This window comes from Streptomyces sp. NPDC033845, assembly GCF_055576225.1.
On the sequence record NZ_JBVIRI010000009.1, the window covers coordinates 267,936 to 287,027 of the forward strand.

At 72.3% G+C, this 19,092-nt stretch carries 16 protein-coding genes; 2 read left to right on the top strand and 14 right to left on the bottom strand.

Annotation, left to right across the window (positions count from 1 at the left end; all coding sequences use genetic code 11):
* Positions 1-30: 30 nt before the first annotated feature.
* The 3 genes from ACZ50K_RS21260 to ACZ50K_RS21270 are packed head-to-tail and all read right to left on the bottom strand — an operon-like array spanning position 31 to position 2,064.
* The gene (locus ACZ50K_RS21260) at positions 31-651 is read right to left on the bottom strand and encodes a hypothetical protein (protein ID WP_468905206.1); all 621 of its coding nucleotides are present in this window, start codon (positions 649-651) and stop codon (positions 31-33) included.
* Between the two features lie 59 nt (positions 652-710).
* Entirely contained in the window at positions 711-1,421 is a 711-nt protein-coding gene (locus ACZ50K_RS21265; protein ID WP_468905208.1) for a ribonuclease HII, read from the bottom strand.
* A gap of 58 nt (positions 1,422-1,479) precedes the next feature.
* On the bottom strand, positions 1,480-2,064 hold the full coding sequence (locus ACZ50K_RS21270) for a TetR/AcrR family transcriptional regulator (protein WP_468905210.1): 585 nt from the start codon (positions 2,062-2,064) through the stop codon (positions 1,480-1,482).
* Between the two features lie 155 nt (positions 2,065-2,219).
* Here ACZ50K_RS21270 and ACZ50K_RS21275 point away from each other — a divergent pair, with 155 nt between their 5' ends.
* Positions 2,220-3,776 carry an MFS transporter gene (locus ACZ50K_RS21275; RefSeq protein ID WP_468905212.1) on the top strand — a complete coding sequence of 519 codons (1,557 nt, stop codon included), beginning with the start codon at positions 2,220-2,222 and terminating at the stop codon, positions 3,774-3,776.
* A 68-nt stretch (positions 3,777-3,844) separates the two neighbouring features.
* On the opposite strand, the gene ACZ50K_RS21280 is transcribed toward ACZ50K_RS21275, so the two are convergent.
* The 8 genes from ACZ50K_RS21280 to nrdR form a co-directional block, all read right to left on the bottom strand.
* On the bottom strand, positions 3,845-5,551 hold the full coding sequence (locus ACZ50K_RS21280; protein WP_468905214.1) for a DUF4153 domain-containing protein: 1,707 nt from the start codon (positions 5,549-5,551) through the stop codon (positions 3,845-3,847).
* A 243-nt stretch (positions 5,552-5,794) separates the two neighbouring features.
* Positions 5,795-6,703, bottom strand: coding sequence for an ADP-ribosylglycohydrolase family protein (locus ACZ50K_RS21285; protein ID WP_468905217.1), 909 nt, complete (start codon positions 6,701-6,703; stop codon positions 5,795-5,797).
* Positions 6,704-6,714: 11 nt separating this feature from the next.
* Positions 6,715-7,374 (bottom strand): histidine phosphatase family protein, encoded by a 660-nt coding sequence (locus ACZ50K_RS21290; RefSeq protein WP_468905220.1) that lies wholly within the window; start codon positions 7,372-7,374, stop codon positions 6,715-6,717.
* Between the two features lie 49 nt (positions 7,375-7,423).
* Complete coding sequence (locus ACZ50K_RS21295) at positions 7,424-8,029, bottom strand: YdbC family protein (protein WP_468905222.1); 606 nt, start codon at positions 8,027-8,029, stop codon at positions 7,424-7,426.
* Positions 8,030-8,102: 73 nt separating this feature from the next.
* Entirely contained in the window at positions 8,103-8,816 is a 714-nt protein-coding gene (locus ACZ50K_RS21300; protein ID WP_468905224.1) for a DUF2071 domain-containing protein, read from the bottom strand.
* Positions 8,813-9,148, bottom strand: a complete 336-nt coding sequence (locus tag ACZ50K_RS21305) for a metalloregulator ArsR/SmtB family transcription factor (protein WP_468905226.1) — start codon at positions 9,146-9,148, stop codon at positions 8,813-8,815. Before ACZ50K_RS21305 ends, ACZ50K_RS21300 begins: the two co-directional genes overlap by 4 nt.
* Positions 9,149-9,262: 114 nt before the next feature.
* Complete coding sequence (locus ACZ50K_RS21310; protein ID WP_468905228.1) at positions 9,263-12,136, bottom strand: vitamin B12-dependent ribonucleotide reductase; 2,874 nt, start codon at positions 12,134-12,136, stop codon at positions 9,263-9,265.
* Between the two features lie 165 nt (positions 12,137-12,301).
* Positions 12,302-12,811, bottom strand: a complete 510-nt coding sequence (nrdR, locus tag ACZ50K_RS21315) for a transcriptional regulator NrdR (RefSeq protein ID WP_468905230.1) — start codon at positions 12,809-12,811, stop codon at positions 12,302-12,304.
* A gap of 509 nt (positions 12,812-13,320) precedes the next feature.
* Between nrdR and lexA the strand changes: the two genes are divergently transcribed.
* The gene (gene lexA / locus ACZ50K_RS21320; RefSeq protein WP_468905232.1) at positions 13,321-14,109 is read left to right on the top strand and encodes a transcriptional repressor LexA; all 789 of its coding nucleotides are present in this window, start codon (positions 13,321-13,323) and stop codon (positions 14,107-14,109) included.
* A 106-nt stretch (positions 14,110-14,215) separates the two neighbouring features.
* On the opposite strand, the gene ACZ50K_RS21325 is transcribed toward lexA, so the two are convergent.
* From ACZ50K_RS21325 to ACZ50K_RS21335, 3 genes are all read right to left on the bottom strand, one after another.
* Positions 14,216-16,186: an ATP-dependent DNA helicase gene (locus tag ACZ50K_RS21325; RefSeq protein WP_468905234.1), complete on the bottom strand. Its 1,971-nt coding sequence runs from the start codon at positions 16,184-16,186 to the stop codon at positions 14,216-14,218.
* Between the two features lie 148 nt (positions 16,187-16,334).
* A complete protein-coding gene (locus tag ACZ50K_RS21330; RefSeq protein WP_468905237.1) occupies positions 16,335-16,991 on the bottom strand; it encodes a GNAT family N-acetyltransferase in 657 nt (218 codons plus the stop codon).
* 70 nt (positions 16,992-17,061) lie between these two features.
* Positions 17,062-19,080, bottom strand: coding sequence for an IucA/IucC family protein (locus ACZ50K_RS21335; protein ID WP_468905240.1), 2,019 nt, complete (start codon positions 19,078-19,080; stop codon positions 17,062-17,064).
* Between the last annotated feature and the right edge of the window lie 12 nt (positions 19,081-19,092).

Consider the following 19,092-nt stretch of genomic DNA (forward strand, 5'->3'; position numbering starts at 1 on the left):
GCCCTCTCCCCCGTGTGCGGGTTCGGGGCGTCAGACGCCCGCGCCGAGCACGGAGTTGATCTGCGCGGGGTCGCCGCAGACGATCAGCAGCGTGCCGGCCCGGGCCAGCGCGGTCGGCAGGTTGTGCGCGGCCGAGGCCGGCTCCCCGCCGTTGGCGGCGAAGACCACCACGGGACGGTTCGCGGCCCGCTGGGCCTGCGCGGCGTCCGCGTAGAAGACGTCGTCGCCGGCGTCGTGCTGGGCCCAGTAGGCGGCATCGCCGAAGGACAGCTCGTGCGCGGCCCACGGGTGCGGGTCGCCGGTGGTGAGCACCAGGATGTCGCCGGGCGCCCGACCGGTGTCGAGCAGCAGGTCGACGGCTTCCTCGGCGGCGTCCAGGGCGCCCTCGGCGGAGGCCGGGATGAGCTGGACCTGCGGCACCGCGGCGGAGACCGAGGGGGCTGCGGGAGTGGGTGCGGGAACGGGTCCGGAGTCGGCGCGCTGCGCGGGCGGAGCGGGCCGGACGGGACCGGGGCGGCCGGGCCGGGGGACGGCTGCGGGACGCGGACCAGGTACGGGGCGGGGGGTCTGCGCGGTGCGGCTCGCGGCCGGCGTGACGCGGGGACCCTGGGCACTCTCGTGAATCTGAGGCTCCTCGGGGGTGAGAGGCATGAATTGATGTCTATCAAACACCGGTACGAAACGTACCGGTGGGTGGCACATGGGCGCGATCAGAAATCGAAGCCGAGCTGGCCTCCGTTTTCCAGATCCTGTGATTCCTCGCTGCGACGGACCTTCTTGAGGTGCCGCCACTGGGGCAGCCCGTCCAGGTACGACCAGGAGAGCCGGTGGTACGGGGTGGGCCCCAGTTGCTCAAGTGCCGCCCGGTGCACGGGCGACGGGTATCCGGCGTTGGCCCCGAAGGCGAACTCCTCGATTCCGCCGCCGGTTTCACCGAGGTCGGCCATCATCCGGTCGCGCCGAACCTTGGCGAGCACCGATGCGGCCGCGACCGCGATGCAGGACTGGTCGCCCTTGATCACGGTGCGGACCCGCCAGGGCGGGCCGAGGTAGTCGTGCTTGCCGTCGAGGATCACCGCGTCGGGCCGGACCGGGAGTCCTTCCAGCGCGCGGACGGCGGCGAGCCGGAGGGCCGCCGTCATCCCGAGTGCGTCGATCTCCTCCGGGGAGGCGTGTCCCAGCGCGTGCGCGGTGACCCAGCCTTCGAGCACCTCGGCCAGCGCGTCGCGCCGCTTGGGGGTGAGGAGTTTGGAGTCGGTGAGTCCTTCGGGCGGCCGGCGCAGGCCCGTGATCGCCGCGCACACGGTGACGGGACCGGCCCAGGCCCCTCTTCCGACCTCGTCGACTCCGGCGACGGTCCTCGCGCCGGTGGTTGCGCGGAGGGAGCGTTCGACAGTGTGGGTGGGTGGTTCGTACGGCATGGCGCCAGCAAGGGTACGCCGCCCGGTGCCGCCTGCGACACCCCGGGCCGGGTCCTGCTCACGGACTGAGCAGCGGCACCAGCACCTGGGCGATGAAATCCTCGATGTCCGAGTCTCGCCATTCGCTCTTGCACACTTTCGCCCGGTACATCATCATCGCCGGAATGACATCGGCGACAAACTCCCCGGTCGCGTCCGGACGCACATCACCCCGCTGGATTCCGCGCTCGATCAGGATGGCGAAGACCCGACCGGAGGGCTCGAAGAGGGCCGTGCGGATGACGCCCTGGAAGCTGGGCGCGGCGATCGCATCGCATTCGTGAAGCACGGACCGGAGCGCCCGGCCGGATCGGGAATGCATCACATCCCGCATCCCCCGGCAGAGGAGCGTCAGGTCGGTCCGTATTGATCCGGTGTCGGCGATCTCGATCAGCGGGTGCAGCGAGGCCCTCAGGGCGTCGGCCACCAGCTCGGTCTTGGAGGGCCAGCGGCGGTAGACGGCGGCCTTGCCGGTCTGCGCCCCGGAGGCCACGCCCTCCATCGTGAGGGCGTTCCAGCCGACGGCACAGAGCTGCTCGATGGCGGCGTCCACGATCGCCGCCTCCAGTTCGGCGCCCCGTCGGCGCACCGGACCCGCCATCATCCCGCTCTCCCTCGCCGCACGCCCGGCAGCCACGATCTACGCAACGGTCGTACGGATTTTCAGCTTAGTGAACGCTTGAGTTCCCTATTCCAGCCATCCTACGGTGGACCTTGAGTGAACGATCACGTTCACTATTTCCACTTGGGGGCTCAGCAGTGACATCGACATCCCTGGCCACAGGGCGGATACCGGGCGCCGCCCGCCGAACCGGCCGACCCGGAGTGGCGCTCGCCGTGATCGCCGCCTGCCAGCTGATGGTGGTCCTGGACGCGACCATCGTCAACATCGCCCTACCGCACATCCAGAACGCCCTGAGCTTCTCCACCACCGACCTCTCCTGGGTGGTCAGCGCCTACACCCTCACCTTCGGCGGCCTGCTGCTGCTCGGCGGCCGGGCCGGCGACATCCTGGGCCGGCGCCGGGTGTTCGTCACCGGAATCCTGATCTTCACCCTGGCCTCGCTGCTCGGCGGCTTCGCCCAGGAACCCTGGCAACTGCTGGCCGCCCGCGCCCTCCAGGGAGTCGGCGGGGCCATCGCCTCGCCCACCGCCCTCGCCCTGATCACCACCACCTTCCCCGAAGGCCCCGAACGGAACCGGGCGTTCGGTGTCTTCGCCGCCGTCTCCGCGGGCGGCGGCGCCATCGGCCTGCTCGCCGGCGGCATGCTCACCGAGTGGCTGGACTGGCGCTGGGTGCTGTTCGTCAACGTGCCGATCGGCGTGCTGATCGCGGTGCTCACCCCGCTCTACATCAGCGAGTCCGAACGCCACCCCGGCCGCTTCGACCTGGCCGGCGCGCTCACCTCCACCGGCGGCATGGCCTCCCTGGTCTACGGGTTCATCCGCGCCTCCGAGGAGGGCTGGCGGGACGGGGTGACCCTGGCCTCGTTCGGTGCCGCCGTCCTGCTTCTCGGCCTGTTCGCCTTCGTCGAGCTGCGCGCCCCCGAACCGATCACCCCGCTGCGGATGTTCGCCGAGCGCAACCGGGCCGGCACCTACCTGATCATGCTCAGCCTGGCCGCCGCGATGTTCGGCATGTTCTTCTTCATCGTCCAGTTCGTCCAGAACGTCCTCGGCTACTCCCCGATCCGGTCGGGCATCGCCTTCCTCCCGATCACCGCCGTGATCATCATCGCGGCCGGGCTGTCCCAGCGGTTCCTCCCCCGCTTCGGCCCCAAGCCCTTCATGGTCACCGGATCCGCGCTCACCGGCAGCGGGCTGATCTGGCTGACCTTCCTGCGCACCGACAGCAGCTATCTGTCCGGGGTCCTCGGCCCGATGCTGCTGTTCGGCTTCGGCATGGGACTCAACTTCGTCACCCTCACCCTGACCGCGGTCTCCGGGGTCGCCCAGCACGAGGCGGGGGCCGCGTCCGGGCTGCTCAACGCCAGCCAGCAGGTCGGCGGCGCCCTCGGACTGTCCATCCTGGTCACGGTCTTCGGCACGACCGCCCGCGAGGAGACCGGGAAGCGGCTGCCGGAGTTCCTGGCCACCGCCACCCCCGAACAGCAGGCGGTCTTCGAGCGGACCGGGGTGATGCCCGGCCCGGCCGGGCACGCGGTGCTCACCGAGGGCATCTCCACCGCCTTCACCGCCGGCGCCGTCATGGCCCTGGTGGCCCTGCTCACCGCCCTGCTGGTGATCCGGGTGCGCCCCAGCGATCTGGCCGCCCTCGGCGGCACCGCCTCCGCCGCAGGACCGCACGCGGGCTGACCCCGCACCGCGCGGTGCGGGCCCGGACACGTACGAGGGGTGTCCGGGCCCGCACCGCCGAAGGCCGGTCAGTAGCCGAGCCGGTCCGGGAACGCACCGAGCCGGGCGCATACCTCCGGCGCGACCACCGGCGGGCGCTCGTCCAGGATCCGCCGGGCCCGGTGCTCGCCCAGGCTGAGCGCGTACCAGGGGCTCCGGCCGCGCTCAGCCAGCCGCTCGGCGATCCCGTCCAGCGCGCAGGACCGGTAGGGGTCCGGCAGCCGGTCCAGGGCAGGTACCGCGTCCGCGGACAGGGTCCGGAGATAGGCCAGGTCGATCGCCCGGCCGTTCGCCCGGTCCCCTTCGGCGGACTGCTGGAAGCGGCTCACATTGCGCTCGGCGATCAGCCCGTCCGGCGACGCCAGTCCGAACAGCAGCACCGCGGCCCCGGCGCTCGCCACCACCGCGCGCGGCAGCCAGCGTCCGCCGAACAGCCCGGCGGCGACGATCAGTACGATCACCAGCCCGAGCCACAGCTCCATCGCCGCCACCGACAGCCGCAGCCGGGTCAGCCCGTACGCGTCCACGTAGAGGTCCATGCGGCGCAGCGCGGAGGCGACCACCACCAGGGTCAGCAGGCACAGCGTGCCCAGCACCCCGTGCACCAGGCGCCGGTCCCCCGGCCCCGAGCGCGGGGCCCAGCGCAGCGCGAGGGCGATCACCAGCAGGGTGAGCAGGGTGGCCCACAGCAGCTGCCAGAAGCCCTGCCGGGCGTACTCGGCGTAGCTGAGGCCGGTGCGTTCCAGGACCCGGTCATAGCCGCCGAAGAGCACCGCCAGCTGGACGGTGATGAACCCCGCGAACAGCAGGTCGAGCACCAGCAGCGGGAACGCCCACTCGGCCCGGCGGCGCGGGCTGCCGGGGGCGATCCTGATCCGGTCCCAGCGCAGCGGGGCCGCGGCGGCCCGGGCGGCGGCGAGCGCGATCAGCGCGCCGAGCAGGAAGAGCAGCAGCCGGAACGGCCCGTCCTCCACGGACACGTCCGGGACGAGACCGCCCAGCAGATCGGCGAACGCGGCGTCGGCGGAGGCGAACAGGGCGCCGAAGAGGACCAGCAGCACCAGGGCCGCGCCGGCCGCCCTGAGCAGCGGCCACCAGCGGTCCCGGTTGCCGCCGGCCCGGGCCCGAAGGCCCTCCCAGGCCCAGGCCAGGCCGGTCGGCGCGGCGTCGAGGAAGCCGAGCGGGCCGAGCAGGACCCCGGGCCAGGTGCGGCTGCCGTAGAGCGCGAGGGAGCCCAGTCCGATGGCGGCGAGCAGGGCGAACACGGCGGGCCAGGCCGCGTCGCGCAGCAGCGGTACCGCGAGCAGGGCCAGGGCCCCGGCGCCCCACACCACCGTCCAGGGGCGGATCCGGCGCCCCGCCGCCCGCGCGGCGGCGGCCACGGCCACCGCGGCGGGCAGGGCGGTGAGCAGCAGGCCCGCACCGAGGCCGTCCCCGAGCAGCAGCGCGGCCGCGAGCCCGGTCGCGGGGACGGCCCAGAGGGTGGCGGTGCGCACCGGGGCCGCGGCGGCGGGACGGATCAGTTCGGCCCAGCCGGGCCCGGTGTCGATCCGCCCGGCGTGCGAACGGCCGGCGCGGGCGGCCGGCACCGTCGGGCGCGCGGCTTCCGCCGCCGCCTCGCCCGCCACCTCGGGCTCCGGCCGCCGCTCGGACTGCCGCTCCGGCTCTGCCTGCGGCTGCGGCTCCGTCTCCGGCTCGGTCTCGCTCCGGTCCGGCCGGTCGTGCTGGTCTGGCATCGGGCCCCCTCCCGCTCCGGCCGCTCCCGTGGGACCGGTCCGGCGGGGATCGGTCCGGGGCGGCGAAGCGGTCAGCGTAGGCCGGTGGCGGAAGGGGGCCGAAGCCCCCGAGGGGCCCTGTGGCAGGACCGTGACAATGCCGGGGGCCAGCGGCGGGAGGCACGGACGGCCCGGCACATGCCGGGCCGCCGATCAGACGGGCTGCCAGGTCAGACGGGCTGTTCGGTCAGACGTGGTGCCCGGTCAGACGGGCTGTTCCGGCAGCCAGGCCGGCAGGGCCTCCGTCTGGGCCAGCCAGGCCTCGGGCAGGGCGGATTCCCCGCGCGCGCCCAGCACCCCGCCCACGATGGCGCAGGTGGTGTCCACGTCGCCGCCCACCTCGGCGGTGGTCCAGAAGGCCTGCTCGAAGTCCCCGAGGGACCGGGCGGCCGACCAGAGGGCGAAGGGCACCGTGTCATGGGCGCTGGTCCGCCGCCCGCAGCCGAGCACCGCGGCGACGGTGCTCGCGTTGCCGTAGTCCAGCATGTCCCGGGCCCGTCGCAGCCCGGCGCCCACGGCGCTGCGCGGGACCAGGGCGATCACCCCGTCCAGCAGTTCGCCCGGCCCGGGCGGGCCGTCGGGGCTGCCCGCGAGCGCCGCGGCGGCGGCGACCGCCATCGCTCCGCAGACCGCCTCCCGGTGCTGGTGGGTGGTGTAGGCGGAGATCTCCGCCTGGTGGGTGGCCTGCTCGGGGTCGTCGGCGTACCAGGCGCCCAGCGGGGCGATCCGCATGGCCGCGCCGTTGCCCCAGGAGCCCTGCCCGTTGAACAGTTCGGCGGACAGGGTGCGCCAGTCCTCGCCCTCCCGGACCAGTCGCAGCATCCGGTTCACGGCGGGCCCGTAGCCCCGGTCGAAGTCGTGGTGGCGGGCGAAGGAGCCGGCCAGCGCGTCCTGGTCGATGCGGTGGTGCTCGGCGAGCACCCCGGCGACCGAGCAGGCCATCTCGGTGTCGTCGGTCCACTGCCAGGGGCCGGGGGGCGCTTCGCGCCGCTTGAGCAGCGGGTAGTTCGCGGGGACGAAGAACTGGGAGCCCAGGGCGTCACCCACCGCCAGTCCGCGCAGGCTGGCCAGGGCGCGTGCGTAGCACCGTTCGGGAGTGGAGTCAGGGATCATCGCGGGCCACTCTAGCCGTCGAGGTCGTAAGGCTCGGGTGTGGTCCACCGCTCAAACGGGCGGTCCATCCGGTAGCGGCCGTCCGCGCAGAGGCGGAGGATCCGGAAATCGCCGTTGCGGGGGTTGGAGAGGCATTCGAACTCGGCGACCGACCAGTGGAACCAGCGCATGCAGAACAGCCGCATGGTCAGGCCGTGGGTCACCAGCAGGACGTTCGGCGGGTGGTCGGGGGCCTCGAAGCTGCGGTAGAGACTCTCCAGGAAGGAGCCGACCCGGTCGTAGACGTCGGCTCCGGACTCGCCCTGGGCGAAGCGGTAGAAGAAGTGGCCGTAGGCGTCCCGGTAGGCCTTCTGGAGGCGCACGTCGTCCCGGTCCTGCCAGTTGCCCCAGTCCTGTTCGCGCAGTCGGGGCTCCTCGCGCATGCGGACCCGGGCGGGGTCCAGACCGAGGCCGCGGAAGGTCTGCAGGGTGCGGCGGTACGGGGAGACGTAGGCGCTGATCTGCTCCTCGCCGAAGAGCTCGCGGAGGCGCTCGCCGGTCGCGGCGGCCTGGAGGTGGCCGGTGCGGGTCATCCGCAGGGCGTGGTCCGGCTCCCGCTCGTACACCGTGTCGTCGGCGTTGCCCTCCGATTCCCCGTGCCGGACGAGGACGATGCGCTGTGGTCGTACCATCCCACGACCCTAGTTGGGCCGCGGCCGGGGAACGACCCCAGCACGCCGGTCAGACCGTCCAGGCGGGTTCCAGGTCGACCACGTCCCCGGTCAGGGCCTCCACGTCGGCCTCGGTCTGGGCGCGCAGGGACAGCCGTTCGACCCGCTCCTGGCGGTACTTGCCGTGCTCGGCCGCCGACCGCCACATGGACAGGACCAGGAACTCCCGTCCGGGGGCCTCGCCGAACAGTCCGCGCAGCATGCCCGGGGAGCCGGCCATGGCCGGGTTCCACACCTTCTCCTGCATCAGCGCGAAGTGGTCCAGCCGGCCCTCCCGCACCCGGGTGTGGGCCACCCGCACCACGTCGGCGTCGGTGAACCGCGGCTCGAAGCCGGTCTTCACGTCGAAGCGGTGGTCGAAGAGGTTGCTGCGCAGACCGGTGTAGGTGCCATTCTGGGAGGCGGCCAGCCGGTCGTGCGAGCGGGCCATGAAGGAGTCGTAGAAGGACCGGCTCTCCCAGAACGCGAACACATGCGCGACCCCTTGCCGGCCCCGGCTCCAGCCGCCGCCCTGCCCCCGGAATCCCGGCTCGCCGGGCAGCCCCGCCCATTTCCGCTGACCACGCTCGAACCCGCGTCGATCCGTCACCGTGCAGCGAATCCACTTGACCAGCACAGGGGCATCGTACGGTGCGCGGACCGGCGCCGGTCAGTCCTCGGCGCAGTACGTCCACGGGAGTTCGGCCGTTTCAGGCGGCGAGCGGGTGCCACTCCACGGGGACGTCGCGCATCAGCAGGGCGCTGTCGAGGTGGGCGGTGCCCGGCGGGAAGCGGTCGGGGTCCTCGAAGAAGCTGGACTCGGCCGAGGTGATCTCGGTGGCCTCGATCCGCCAGGCGTCGGTGCGGAGTTCCATTCCGTCGAGCCGGCCGGGGGTGCGGCCCGGGGAGTAGCCGCGGGAGCCGTCCCGGAAGAAGGCGGAGGCCTCGGCGAGGCTGCCGAAGAGGGTGCTGCCGCGCAGCTCGTCGGTGACCTCGGCCGTGACCCGCACCCGGGTGGACGCGTCGCGGGTCCGGTAGCCGATCCGGATCCGCTCGGGGGTCTCGTGGACGTCGAAGACGGCGGAGCCGTGCGTGCCGGGGAAGATCCGGCCGCCGGCCAGGACGTTCAGCCGGGATCCGCTGTCCCGGCGCGGGATGTACACCCCGGTCCCGGGTCCGTCGGGTCCGTCCTGTTCCACGGCGATCCGGTGGGCGGCGTTCTCGCTGCGCAGTCCGGTGCCGGCGGGGGCCCAGCGGGGCCGGGTGCCGCCGAGCCGGAGCAGGCAGATGCCGGCCACCGCCCAGCCGCCGACCAGCTGCGGGCGCAGCCCGTCGGGCAGCAGCCGGGCGGCGGTGTCCGGGTCCACGCGGTAGTTCACCAGCAGCCGGCGCTCGATGACGCTGCTGAGCTTGGGACTGATCACTGTGCGTTCTCCCCCTGGTCCGGTCGGCGGCGCTGGTGCCGGAGCACGATCTGCTCGGGGCACACCGTGCTGAGGAACCGGCCGACCGAGGCGGCCAGCCGTTCCTCGACGAGCGTGTAGAGGATCCGGTTGCCCTCGCGCCGCTCCCGGACGAGTCCGGCGGATTTGAGGACGCCCAGGTGGCGGGAGACGGAGGGGGCGCTGATGGGGAACCGGGCGGCGATCTCGCCGGCCGCCAGCTCCCCCTCGCGCAGGTCCTCCAGGATCTGCCGCCGGGTGGCGTCGGCCAGGGCGCGGAACACTCCGGCCTCGATCTCATCAGGCTCATTCATATGAGCTTTTTAGCACATGAGCTAAATGGCTAACAACGCGGTACGGCGAAGGGGACCGGCTGGTGGGCCGGTCCCCTTCGTCAACTACCGCTTACGGCCGCGGCCTGCCGCGCGTCAGCTGCAACCGCTGGTCGAGCCGCAGCCCTCGCAGATGTAGCAGGAGCCGGCGCGCTGCATCTTGGTCCCGCAGGAGAAGCAGAGCGGGGCGTCCGCGGACACGCCGAGCTGCATCTCGACCAGTTCCGCGTTGGTGTGCGCCACCGGGCGGGCGGCCGGGATCTCCGCCACCGGGGCCGGGACCGAGGCCAGCGGGACCGGCTGGGTCAGGGTCTCGTTGTCGAGCCCGTCCTCCAGCGCCTCGTACGAGCCGGTCTCCAGGTGGCGCTGGCGCTCCTCGGCGGAGTGGATGCCGAGGGCCGAGCGGGTCTCGAAGGGCAGGAAGTCCAGGGCCACGCGGCGGAAGATGTAGTCGACGATCGACTGCGCCATCCGCACGTCCGGGTCGTCCGTCATCCCGGCCGGCTCGAAGCGCATGTTGGTGAACTTCGCGACGTACGTCTCCAGCGGGACGCCGTACTGCAGGCCGACCGAGACGGCGATCGAGAAGGCGTCCATCATGCCCGCGAGGGTGGAACCCTGCTTGGACATCTTCAGGAAGACCTCGCCCAGGCCGTCGTCCGGGTAGGAGTTGGCGGTCATGTAGCCCTCGGCGCCACCGACCGTGAAGGAGGTGGTGATGCCCGGGCGGCCCTTCGGCAGGCGCTTGCGGACCGGACGGTACTCGACGACCTTCTCCACCGCGGTGCGGATGGTCTCCTCCGCCTTCGCGGTGACCTCGGCCTTCTCGTCCTCCTTCTTCTTGGCGGAGAGCGGCTGGCCGACCTTGCAGTTGTCGCGGTAGATCGCCAGGGCCTTGACGCCGAGCTTCCAGGCCTCGAAGTAGATCTCCTCGACCTCCTCGACGGTCGCCGTCTCCGGCATGTTGACCGTCTTGGAGATCGCGCCGGAGATCCAGGGCTGGATCGCGGCCATCATGCGGACGTGGCCCATCGGGGAGATGGAGCGCTCGCCCATCGCGCAGTCGAAGATCGAGTAGTGGTCGGCTTTGAGGCCGGGGGCGTCGACGACATTGCCGTGCTCGGCGATGTGGGCGACGATCGCCTCGATCTGCTCCTCCTGGTAGCCCAGGCGGCGCAGGGCCTGCGGGACCGTGCCGTTGACGATCTGCATGGAGCCGCCGCCGACCAGCTTCTTGAACTTGACCAGCGCCAGGTCCGGCTCGACACCGGTGGTGTCGCAGGACATGGCCAGGCCGATGGTGCCGGTCGGGGCCAGCACCGACGCCTGGGAGTTGCGGAAGCCGTTCTTCGCGCCGAGGCGGACGACGTCCTGCCAGGCCTCGGTGGCCGCGGCCCAGACCGGGGAGTCCAGGTCGCCGGCCCGCGGGGCGGTGGCGTTGGCGTCGGCGTGCTGCTTCATCACGCGCTGGTGCGGCTCGGCGTTGCGGGCGTACCCGTCGTACGGGCCGACGACCGCGGCCAGTTCGGCGGAGCGCTTGTACGCGGTGCCGGTCATCAGCGAGGTGATGGAGGCGGCGAGGGTGCGGCCGCCGTCCGAGTCGTACGCGTGGCCGGTGGCCATCAGCAGGGCGCCGAGGTTGGCGTAGCCGATGCCCAGCTGGCGGAAGGCGCGGGTGTTCTCGCCGATCTTCTGGGTCGGGAAGTCCGCGAAGCAGATGGAGATGTCCATCGCGGTGATGACCAGCTCGACGACCTTGGCGAAGCGGGCGGCGTCGAAGGACTGGTCGCCCTTGCCGTCGTCGTTCAGGAACTTCATCAGGTTGAGCGAGGCGAGGTTGCAGGACGTGTTGTCCAGGTGCATGTACTCGCTGCACGGGTTCGACGCGGTGATCCGGCCGGACTCGGGGCAGGTGTGCCAGTTGTTGATCACACCGTCGTACTGGATGCCCGGGTCGGCGCAGGCCCACGCGGCCTCGGCCAGCTTGCGGAACAGCGCCTTGGCGTCGACCTTCTCGATGACCTCGCCGGTCATCCGGGCCCGCAGGCCGAACTCGGTGCCGTTCTCGACGGCCGTCATGAACTCGTCGTTCACCCGGACGGAGTTGTTGGCGTTCTGGTACTGGACGGAGGTGATGTCGTCCCCGCCGAGGTCCATGTCGAAGCCGGCGTCGCGCAGGGCGCGGATCTTCTCCTCCTCCTTCACCTTGGTGGCGATGAAGTCCTCGACGTCCGGGTGGTCCACGTCCAGCACGACCATCTTGGCCGCGCGGCGGGTGGCGCCGCCCGACTTGATCGTTCCGGCGGACGCGTCGGCGCCGCGCATGAAGGAGACCGGGCCGGAGGCGTTGCCGCCGGAGGAGAGGAGCTCCTTGGAGGAGCGGATGCGGGAGAGGTTCAGGCCGGCGCCGGAGCCGCCCTTGAAGATCATGCCCTCTTCCTTGTACCAGTCGAGGATCGACTCCATGGAGTCGTCGACGGCCAGGATGAAGCAGGCGGAGACCTGCTGGGGCTGGGGGGTGCCGACGTTGAACCAGACCGGGGAGTTGAAGCTGAAGATCTGGTGCAGCAGCGCGTAGGTCAGCTCGTGCTCGAAGATCTCCGCGTCGGCGGGCGAGGCGAAGTAGTCGTAGTCCTCGCCGGCCTTCGTGTAGGTCTTCACGATCCGGTCGATGAGCTGCTTCAGACCGGTCTCGCGCTGCGGGGTGCCGACCGCTCCGCGGAAGTACTTGCTGGTGACGATGTTGACCGCGTTCACCGACCAGAAGTCGGGGAACTCGACGCCACGCTGCTCGAAGTTGACCGAGCCGTCGCGCCAGTTGGTCATGACGACATCGCGGCGCTCCCAGGCCACCTCGTCGTACGGATGCACGCCGGGAGTGGTGTGGATGCGCTCGATACGCAGGCCCTTGTTCGCCTTGGTGCCCTTGGCGCGGGTACCACGTGCCGAACCGCTCGCCGTCTCTGTCATGCCGCCTCCCATATGCGGGCAAAAACGCCCTAAAGTGCCAGCAATATTCCGTGGCACGGTTCTGATCTCTTCAATGTGCAGCGGAACTGCACGCAACTGACGCGATCGCGCCGGCTCCCGCCGGGGCTGCCTCCGGGCCGGGGGGCCGCCGTGCGGCCGGCCCGGTCAGTCGGTGGCGGAGGCGGGCACGGGGACCTGACCGGTCCCGGCGGGCTCGCACTCTCGGGTGTGGGGCCGCTCCCGCAATTCAGCGATGGCGGCCTCGAAGTCTTCCAGCGTGTCGAACGCCTTGTACACGGACGCGAAACGCAGGTACGCGACCAGGTCGAGCTCCTGCAGCGGTCCGAGGATGGCCAGACCCACGTCGTGGGTGGTCAGCTCGGCGCTGCCGGTGGCGCGCACCGCCTCCTCGACCCGCTGGCCGAGCTTGGCGAGGGCGTCCTCGGTGACCGGCCGCCCCTGGCACGCCTTGCGCACGCCGGAGATGACCTTGGTACGGCTGAAGGGTTCCGTCACCCCGCTCCGCTTGATCACCATCAGTGACGCGGTCTCCACCGTGGTGAAGCGGCGGGAGCAGTCCGGGCACTGGCGGCGCCGGCGGATCGACGTGCCGTCGTCCGTGGTCCGGCTGTCGACGACGCGGCTGTCGGGATGCCTGCAGAAGGGGCAGTGCACGCTCCCTCACCCTCCTTCTCGGCACGACTGAATTGCCCACGCAGACCCGTCGGCGGCCACCCTGAGGCGCCCGTCGAGGTTCGTGAAGCAGCCACCAGCATATGCGATGCCGGGACCCTCGGCAGACCGGGGACCACAACTTCTGGGTGGCGGCGCCCATACAACCACTAGATCTTGGGTTCCGGCGGATTTACGGGGCATCCGCGTGTCGCGGTCCGGAATGGCCGGATCCGGGGATTGCGGCTGCCAGACTGGGGCACTGCCCGCCCGTCGGCGATCCGACCGGGAAGGCTACCGCAAGAAGCCCGGGCCGGGCCGAACCCCCGTTCGGGCCGAGCCCGCCGCCGGACGGTCGCCACCGGGGCCGACGCGCTCCATACACCCAGCAAAGTGAACACGTAGAGCAATCTGCGTTTTTTCACTCGAACGTGTGTTTGGCGCAACCTTTCGAAAGCTACTACCGTTGTCCAATCCAGGGGAGAAGATTCCGTTCGAGAGGGGCCGCCGACGTGACCACCACCGCAGACAGTGCCACCATCACTGCCCAGAACCGCTCCCAGAGCCGACTTGAGCCGGTGCATGCCATGAACGACGCAAGTCTGAACCCGGAGTCGGAGACCCGTCCCGCTCGTTCCCTCCCCGGACGCCCCCCAGGGATCCGCGCCGACAGTTCCGGACTCACCGACCGGCAGCGCCGGGTCATCGAGGTCATCCGGGACTCGGTGCAGCGCCGCGGCTACCCGCCGTCGATGCGGGAGATCGGCCAGGCGGTGGGCCTGTCCAGCACCTCCTCCGTCGCCCACCAACTGATGGCCCTGGAACGCAAGGGCTTCCTGCGCCGCGACCCCCACCGCCCCCGGGCCTACGAGGTGCGCGGCTCGGACCAGCCCAGCTCGCAGCCCACCGACACCACCGGCAAGCCCGCCGCCTCCTACGTCCCGCTGGTCGGCCGGATCGCCGCCGGCGGTCCGATCCTCGCCGAGGAATCCGTGGAGGACGTGTTCCCCCTCCCCCGGCAGCTGGTCGGCGACGGCGAGCTCTTCGTCCTCAAGGTCGTCGGCGACTCGATGATCGAAGCCGCGATCTGCGACGGGGACTGGGTCACGGTCCGCCGCCAGCCGGTCGCCGAGAACGGCGACATCGTGGCCGCCATGCTGGACGGCGAGGCCACCGTGAAGCGCTTCAAGCGCGAGGACGGCCATGTCTGGCTGCTCCCCCACAACGCGGCCTACCAGCCCATCCCCGGCGACGAGGCCACCATCCTCGGCAAGGTCGTCGCGGTACTCCGGCGGATCTGACCCCCCGCCGCCCTCGCCGAACCCCGGGACCCACTGCGCCGGTCCCGGGGTTCTTCACGTCCGGACGCCGTCAGACCCTGACAGGGGCCCCGACGTCACTTCGCCGTCACTTCCCGTCGGCGCGGGCCGCCGCGTCGATCGCCGCCAGCGAGCGGCGGACCTGGTTGCGGTCGGTGGTGTACCAGAAATCGGGCAGCGAGGACTTGAGGAACCCGCCATAGCGGGCCGTGGCCAGCCGGGGGTCCAGCACCGCCACCACCCCGCGGTCCCCGGTCGCCCGGACGAGCCGGCCGGCGCCCTGCGCCATCAGCAGGGCGGCATGGGTGGCCGCGACCGCCATGAAGCCGTTGCCGCCGTGCTCCTCGACCGACTTCTGGCGGGCGCTCATCAGCGGGTCGTCCGGCCTGGGGAACGGAATCCGGTCCATGATCACCAGCTGGCAGCTGGGACCGGGCACGTCCACGCCCTGCCAGAGCGAGAGGGTGCCGAACAGACAGGTGCGGGGATCCGCGGCGAAGCCCTTGATCAACTCGCCGAGGGTCTCCTCGCCCTGCAGCAGGATCGGGTTGTCCAGCCGGGTCCGGAGCTCCTCGGCTGCCGCCTTGGCCCCGCGCATGGAGGAGAACAGCCCCAGGGTGCGCCCGCCGGCCGCCTCGATGAGCTCGGCCAGTTCGTCCATCATGTCCCCGCGGGTGCCCTCCCGGCCCGGGGTGGCCAGATGCCGGGCCACGTACAGGATCCCCTGCCGGGGGTAGTCGAAGGGAGAGCCGACGTCCAGGCCCTTCCAGACCGGGACGTCGTCCCCCTCGGTGCCCTCCGGGGCCAGGCCCATGGAGGCGGCCACCCCGTTGAAGTCCCCGCCCAGCTTGAGCGTGGCCGAGGTGAGGACCACCGAGCGGTCCTCGAACAGCTTCTCCCGCAGGAGCCCGGAGACCGAGAGCGGGGCGACCCGGAGGGTGGCGCCGAACCGGTCGTGGCGCTCGAACCACACCACGTCGTACTCGGAGCCCAGAGTGATCCGCTCCGCCACCCCGTGCACGTTCTCCACGGCGGCCAGGGCCTGCTTGCGGACGGCGTCCTCATCCTGGACGGACTTGTCGCGGGTGGAGCCGATCGCCGAGATCACGTTCCGCGCGGCGTCCCGGAGGGCCGTCAGGGCGTAGCCGAGGTCCTCCGGGATCTCCTCCAGACGGCCCGGCAGCGCCAGCTCCATGACGCGTTCGAAGGATTCGGAGGCCGTCTGCAGGGAGTCCGCGGTCTTCTCGTCCACCAGCTTGGCGGCGCGCTTCACCGCACGGTTGACCTGGCCCGGGGTGAGCTCGCCGGTGGCCACCCCGGTGACCCGGGAGACCAGCTCATGGGCCTCGTCCACGATCAGCACCTCGTGCTGGGGCAGCACCGGCGCCCCTTCGATCGCGTCGATGGCGAGCAGGGCGTGGTTGGTGACGACCACGTCGGCGAGCTTGGCCCGCTCGCGGGCGGCCTCGGCGAAGCACTCGGCGCCGTAGGCGCACTTGGTGGCGCCCAGGCACTCCCTGGAGGAGACGGAGATCTGGGACCAGGCCCGGTCGGAGACACCGGGGGTGAGGTCGTCCCGGTCCCCGGTCTCCGTCTCGTCCGCCCAGTCCCGCAGCCGCAGCAGGTCCTGGCCGAGCTTGCTGGTGGGGGCGGCGGCCTCGAACTGGTCGAAGAGGCCCTCCTCCTCGTCCTGCGGGGCTCCCTCGTGCAGCCGGTGCAGACAGAGGTAGTTCGAGCGGCCCTTCAGCATGGCGAAGAGCGGGCGGCGGCGCAGCTGCGGATGGAGCGCCTCGACGGTGCGCGGCAGGTCCCGCTCGACCAGCTGGCGCTGGAGGGCGAGGGTGGCGGTGGCGACCACCACGCGCTCGCCGTGGGCGAGGGCCGGCACCAGGTAGCCGAGGGATTTGCCGGTGCCGGTGCCGGCCTGGATCAGCCGGTGGGAGTTGTCGTCGATCGCTTCGGCGACGGCTTCGGCCATGGCCACCTGGCCGGGCCGCTCGGTGCCGCCGACGGCGGTCACGGCGGCGTGCAGCAGGTCGGTGAGGGAGGGCTTCGTCATAGCACCGCCAACCCTACGCGGCCCCGCCGACAGCGCCGGTCGTTCCGCCGGAGCGGCCGGTGCCGGGCGGGCGGGATCTCCGCCCGTACGAGGGACACGGCGCGGAACCCGGTGGGGAACTCGCCGGAACGACGGCTCGTTCCAAGGATCAGAGCAGCGTGCGCAGGGCCCGTTCGCGGAGCATCAGTGCGGCGCGCTTCTCGGGGAGGTCGATTTCCGCGGCCAGGCGGAAACCGGAGTTGAGGAACGCGGAGACGGAGGGGGTGTTGCGGATGTCCGGTTCGGCGATGACGCGCGTGCAGCGCGGACGGTTGTCGAGGATCAGGTCGGCGACGGCGCGCAGCAGCGTGGTCCCGAGGCCGCGGCCCCGGTCTGCGGCGTCTCCGAGGAGCACATGGATACCCGTGTCGTGGGGCCGCGCCGGGTAGTGCCGGGCCAGCGGGTCGAGGTCGGCCCGGTAGATCTCCCAGTAGCTCATCGGCCTGCCGTCGAGGAGCCCCAGGCAGGGGATGCTCCGGGCGTCGCCGTGGAGCTGTGCCCTCAGGTGCAGGGCGGTGCGGAGGGCGGGTCCGCCGAGTTGCCAGAAGGCTTCCACCTCGGGGTCGTTCATCCAGCGGGTGATCAGTTTCAGGTCGCGGTCCGGGCGGACCGGTTCCAGTCGGAACAGTCCTGCCCGGGTGGCGGCCGGGCCCCAGCCCGCGGGGCTGTCGAGGAGGTCGGCCTCGGCGAGCCGGGGCAGCAGATCGGGGGTGAGCCGGTGGGGAAGGGTGTCGGCCACGGCGGGGCCGGTGTGGGTCGGGGGCATGCGCTGTTCTTCTCCGCGTCGGTGGTGGGCGGGGTGCGGGGCCGGTGGGGGCGGCGGGGTGGTGGTGCGGTCAGTCGTGGAGGGGGTTGGCGATGGTGACGTAGACGGACTGGGTGTCGACGGGGCCGACGAGTTCGTCGAGGCCGCCGAGCCGGGTGAGGAGGTTGGCCTTGCAGCGGAGGGTGGGTGAGTCGAGGAGCTGGGCGGGGACGGGTCCGAGGGCGGCGGCCTTGCCGAGGAAGCGGCGGAAGGCGGCGAGGAGGACGCGTTCGTCGGCGAGCTGCTGGGAGCCGAATGCTCCGATGAGGCCGAGCACGTTGTTGATGCCGAGGTAGTAGGCGAAGCGTTCGTCGGTGACGGCGTCGGGGACGAAGGTGTCGCTGGCGCGGCCGATGCCGGGGAGCCGGGCGTCGAGGGCGGCGCGGTGCGATGCGCGGAAGTAGTAGCCCTGGTTGTCGCGGTAGCGGCCGCCGGCGGGCCAGCCGTCGGCGTCGAGGAGGACCAGGGTGTTCTGCTGGTGCGCTTCGAGGGCGATGCCGGCGATCGCGTCGAGGGCGAGGACCGGCAGGGCGACATGGTCGAGGTAGCGGAGGAACCACTCGGCGGCGACGGCGGTGGGGCGGCGGCCGGTGCGGGCGGCGAGGCGGGCGATGAGCTCGGCGAGCCGGGAGCGGAGGGCGGGCCGGTCGGTTCGGGGGCGGAGGGCGGTGAGCGCGGCGACGCAGAGGGCGTCGTCTCCGGGGCGGAAGGGGTTGTGGCGCAGCATCACGTCGAGGCCGGGGATCGGGGTGCCCGTGACGGCTCCGGTGGCGGCCGGGGTGTCCACGGCGATCCAGGCGGGGTCGCGGACGATGTCGAAGCCGGGGTGGGCGGCCTGCCACTGCTCGGCGAGTCCGGAGCGGAGCAGCCGGTGGACCTCGACCCCGCGGTGGAGTTCCTTGCGGAGGTTCTCCCGGCGGGAGTTGGTGATGGGCAGGCCGAGGGAGAGCTTGAGCATCAGCGGGCTGCCGGGGCGGTGGACGGTGCGGACGGAGGAGGTGGGGTGCCAGGGGTCGCCGTGCGGTCCGAGGTCGTGGAGGAGCCCGGAGTCGAGCAGGGCGGCGACGGCGGGGCGCCGGAAGAGTTCGCGGGCCTGCCAGGGGTGCAGGGGAAGGGGGGTGGTGCCGTCGGGCAGCCGGAGTCCGGGGGCGAGTCGGGTGAGGAGCTGGGCGGCGCTGACGGTGCGGCCTCGTTCGGTCCAGGCGGAGTCGGTGGCGAGGACGGAGGGGTGGACGGCGGTCCAGTGCAGGGGGAAAGAGCCGCGCAGCTCGGGTGAGTAGGCGCGGGCCTCGGTGTCGGAGAGCCCTTCGCGGCTCTTGGGGGTGGGGTGGAGGGGGTGGCCGAGCATCAGGGACTGCTCGGCGGTCAGGAAGAGGTCGGTGGCCGCGGGCCCGGTGGGGTCGGGGCGGGTGCGGTGTTCGGTGAGGAAGGCGGTGGTGTGGCGGACGGAGTCGGCGACCCGGGCCACCAGGTCGGTGCCGGGGCCGGGGCCGGTCTCCCGGGAGAGGAGGGCGGCGGCGGTGACCGCGTCGAGGTCGGGGGCGGTGGCCGGGCTGCCTTCGATCCGGGCGGGTCCGAAGCGGTGGGTGCCGGCCGGGGACCAGTAGCGGACGGGTACCAGGAGGGTGATCCCGGAGGCGGGCAGCGGGATGCGCAGACGGCTGCCGGTGGGGGGCCGGGTGAGGGCCCTCTCGCGAACCCAGCAGCGGAGGAGGGTCTCCGTGCCCGTGGCGTCGGCGGCGGTGGCCGCGTCCGGGTGGTCCAGCGGGTCGGGCGCCCCGGCCGGGTCCACGGGGTCCTCGTCCGGTGCAGCGGTGCGGGGCGGACGGGCGCTGTCCTGGTGGTGCCCGCTGTCCCCGCGGGGGGCGCCGTCCGCTTGGTGCCCGCCATGGGGAGAGGGGGCATCGTCCGGAGTGGGGGCGCCGTCCGGGGAGTGGGTGCTGTCCGGGTGGTGGGTGCGGTCCTGCTGGTGAGGGAGTGCGGTTCCGGTCCGGTCCGGGAAGGGGGGGCGGCTGGTGGGGTGGGCGGGTTCGGGGGTGGAGGAGGTCACTGGGGGTTCCTT

Bases quoted from the DNA above. Each gene is read 5' to 3' on its own strand.
- ACZ50K_RS21260 (WP_468905206.1), bottom strand. From the start codon at position 651: ATGCCTCTCACCCCCGAGGAGCCTCAGATTCACGAGAGTGCCCAGGGT.
- ACZ50K_RS21265 (WP_468905208.1), bottom strand. From the start codon at position 1,421: ATGCCGTACGAACCACCCACCCACACTGTCGAACGCTCCCTCCGCGCA.
- ACZ50K_RS21270 (WP_468905210.1), bottom strand. From the start codon at position 2,064: ATGATGGCGGGTCCGGTGCGCCGACGGGGCGCCGAACTGGAGGCGGCG.
- ACZ50K_RS21280 (WP_468905214.1), bottom strand. From the start codon at position 5,551: ATGCCAGACCAGCACGACCGGCCGGACCGGAGCGAGACCGAGCCGGAG.
- ACZ50K_RS21285 (WP_468905217.1), bottom strand. From the start codon at position 6,703: ATGATCCCTGACTCCACTCCCGAACGGTGCTACGCACGCGCCCTGGCC.
- ACZ50K_RS21290 (WP_468905220.1), bottom strand. From the start codon at position 7,374: ATGGTACGACCACAGCGCATCGTCCTCGTCCGGCACGGGGAATCGGAG.
- ACZ50K_RS21305 (WP_468905226.1), bottom strand. From the start codon at position 9,148: ATGAATGAGCCTGATGAGATCGAGGCCGGAGTGTTCCGCGCCCTGGCC.
- ACZ50K_RS21310 (WP_468905228.1), bottom strand. From the start codon at position 12,136: ATGACAGAGACGGCGAGCGGTTCGGCACGTGGTACCCGCGCCAAGGGC.
- ACZ50K_RS21325 (WP_468905234.1), bottom strand. From the start codon at position 16,186: ATGACGAAGCCCTCCCTCACCGACCTGCTGCACGCCGCCGTGACCGCC.
- ACZ50K_RS21330 (WP_468905237.1), bottom strand. From the start codon at position 16,991: ATGCCCCCGACCCACACCGGCCCCGCCGTGGCCGACACCCTTCCCCAC.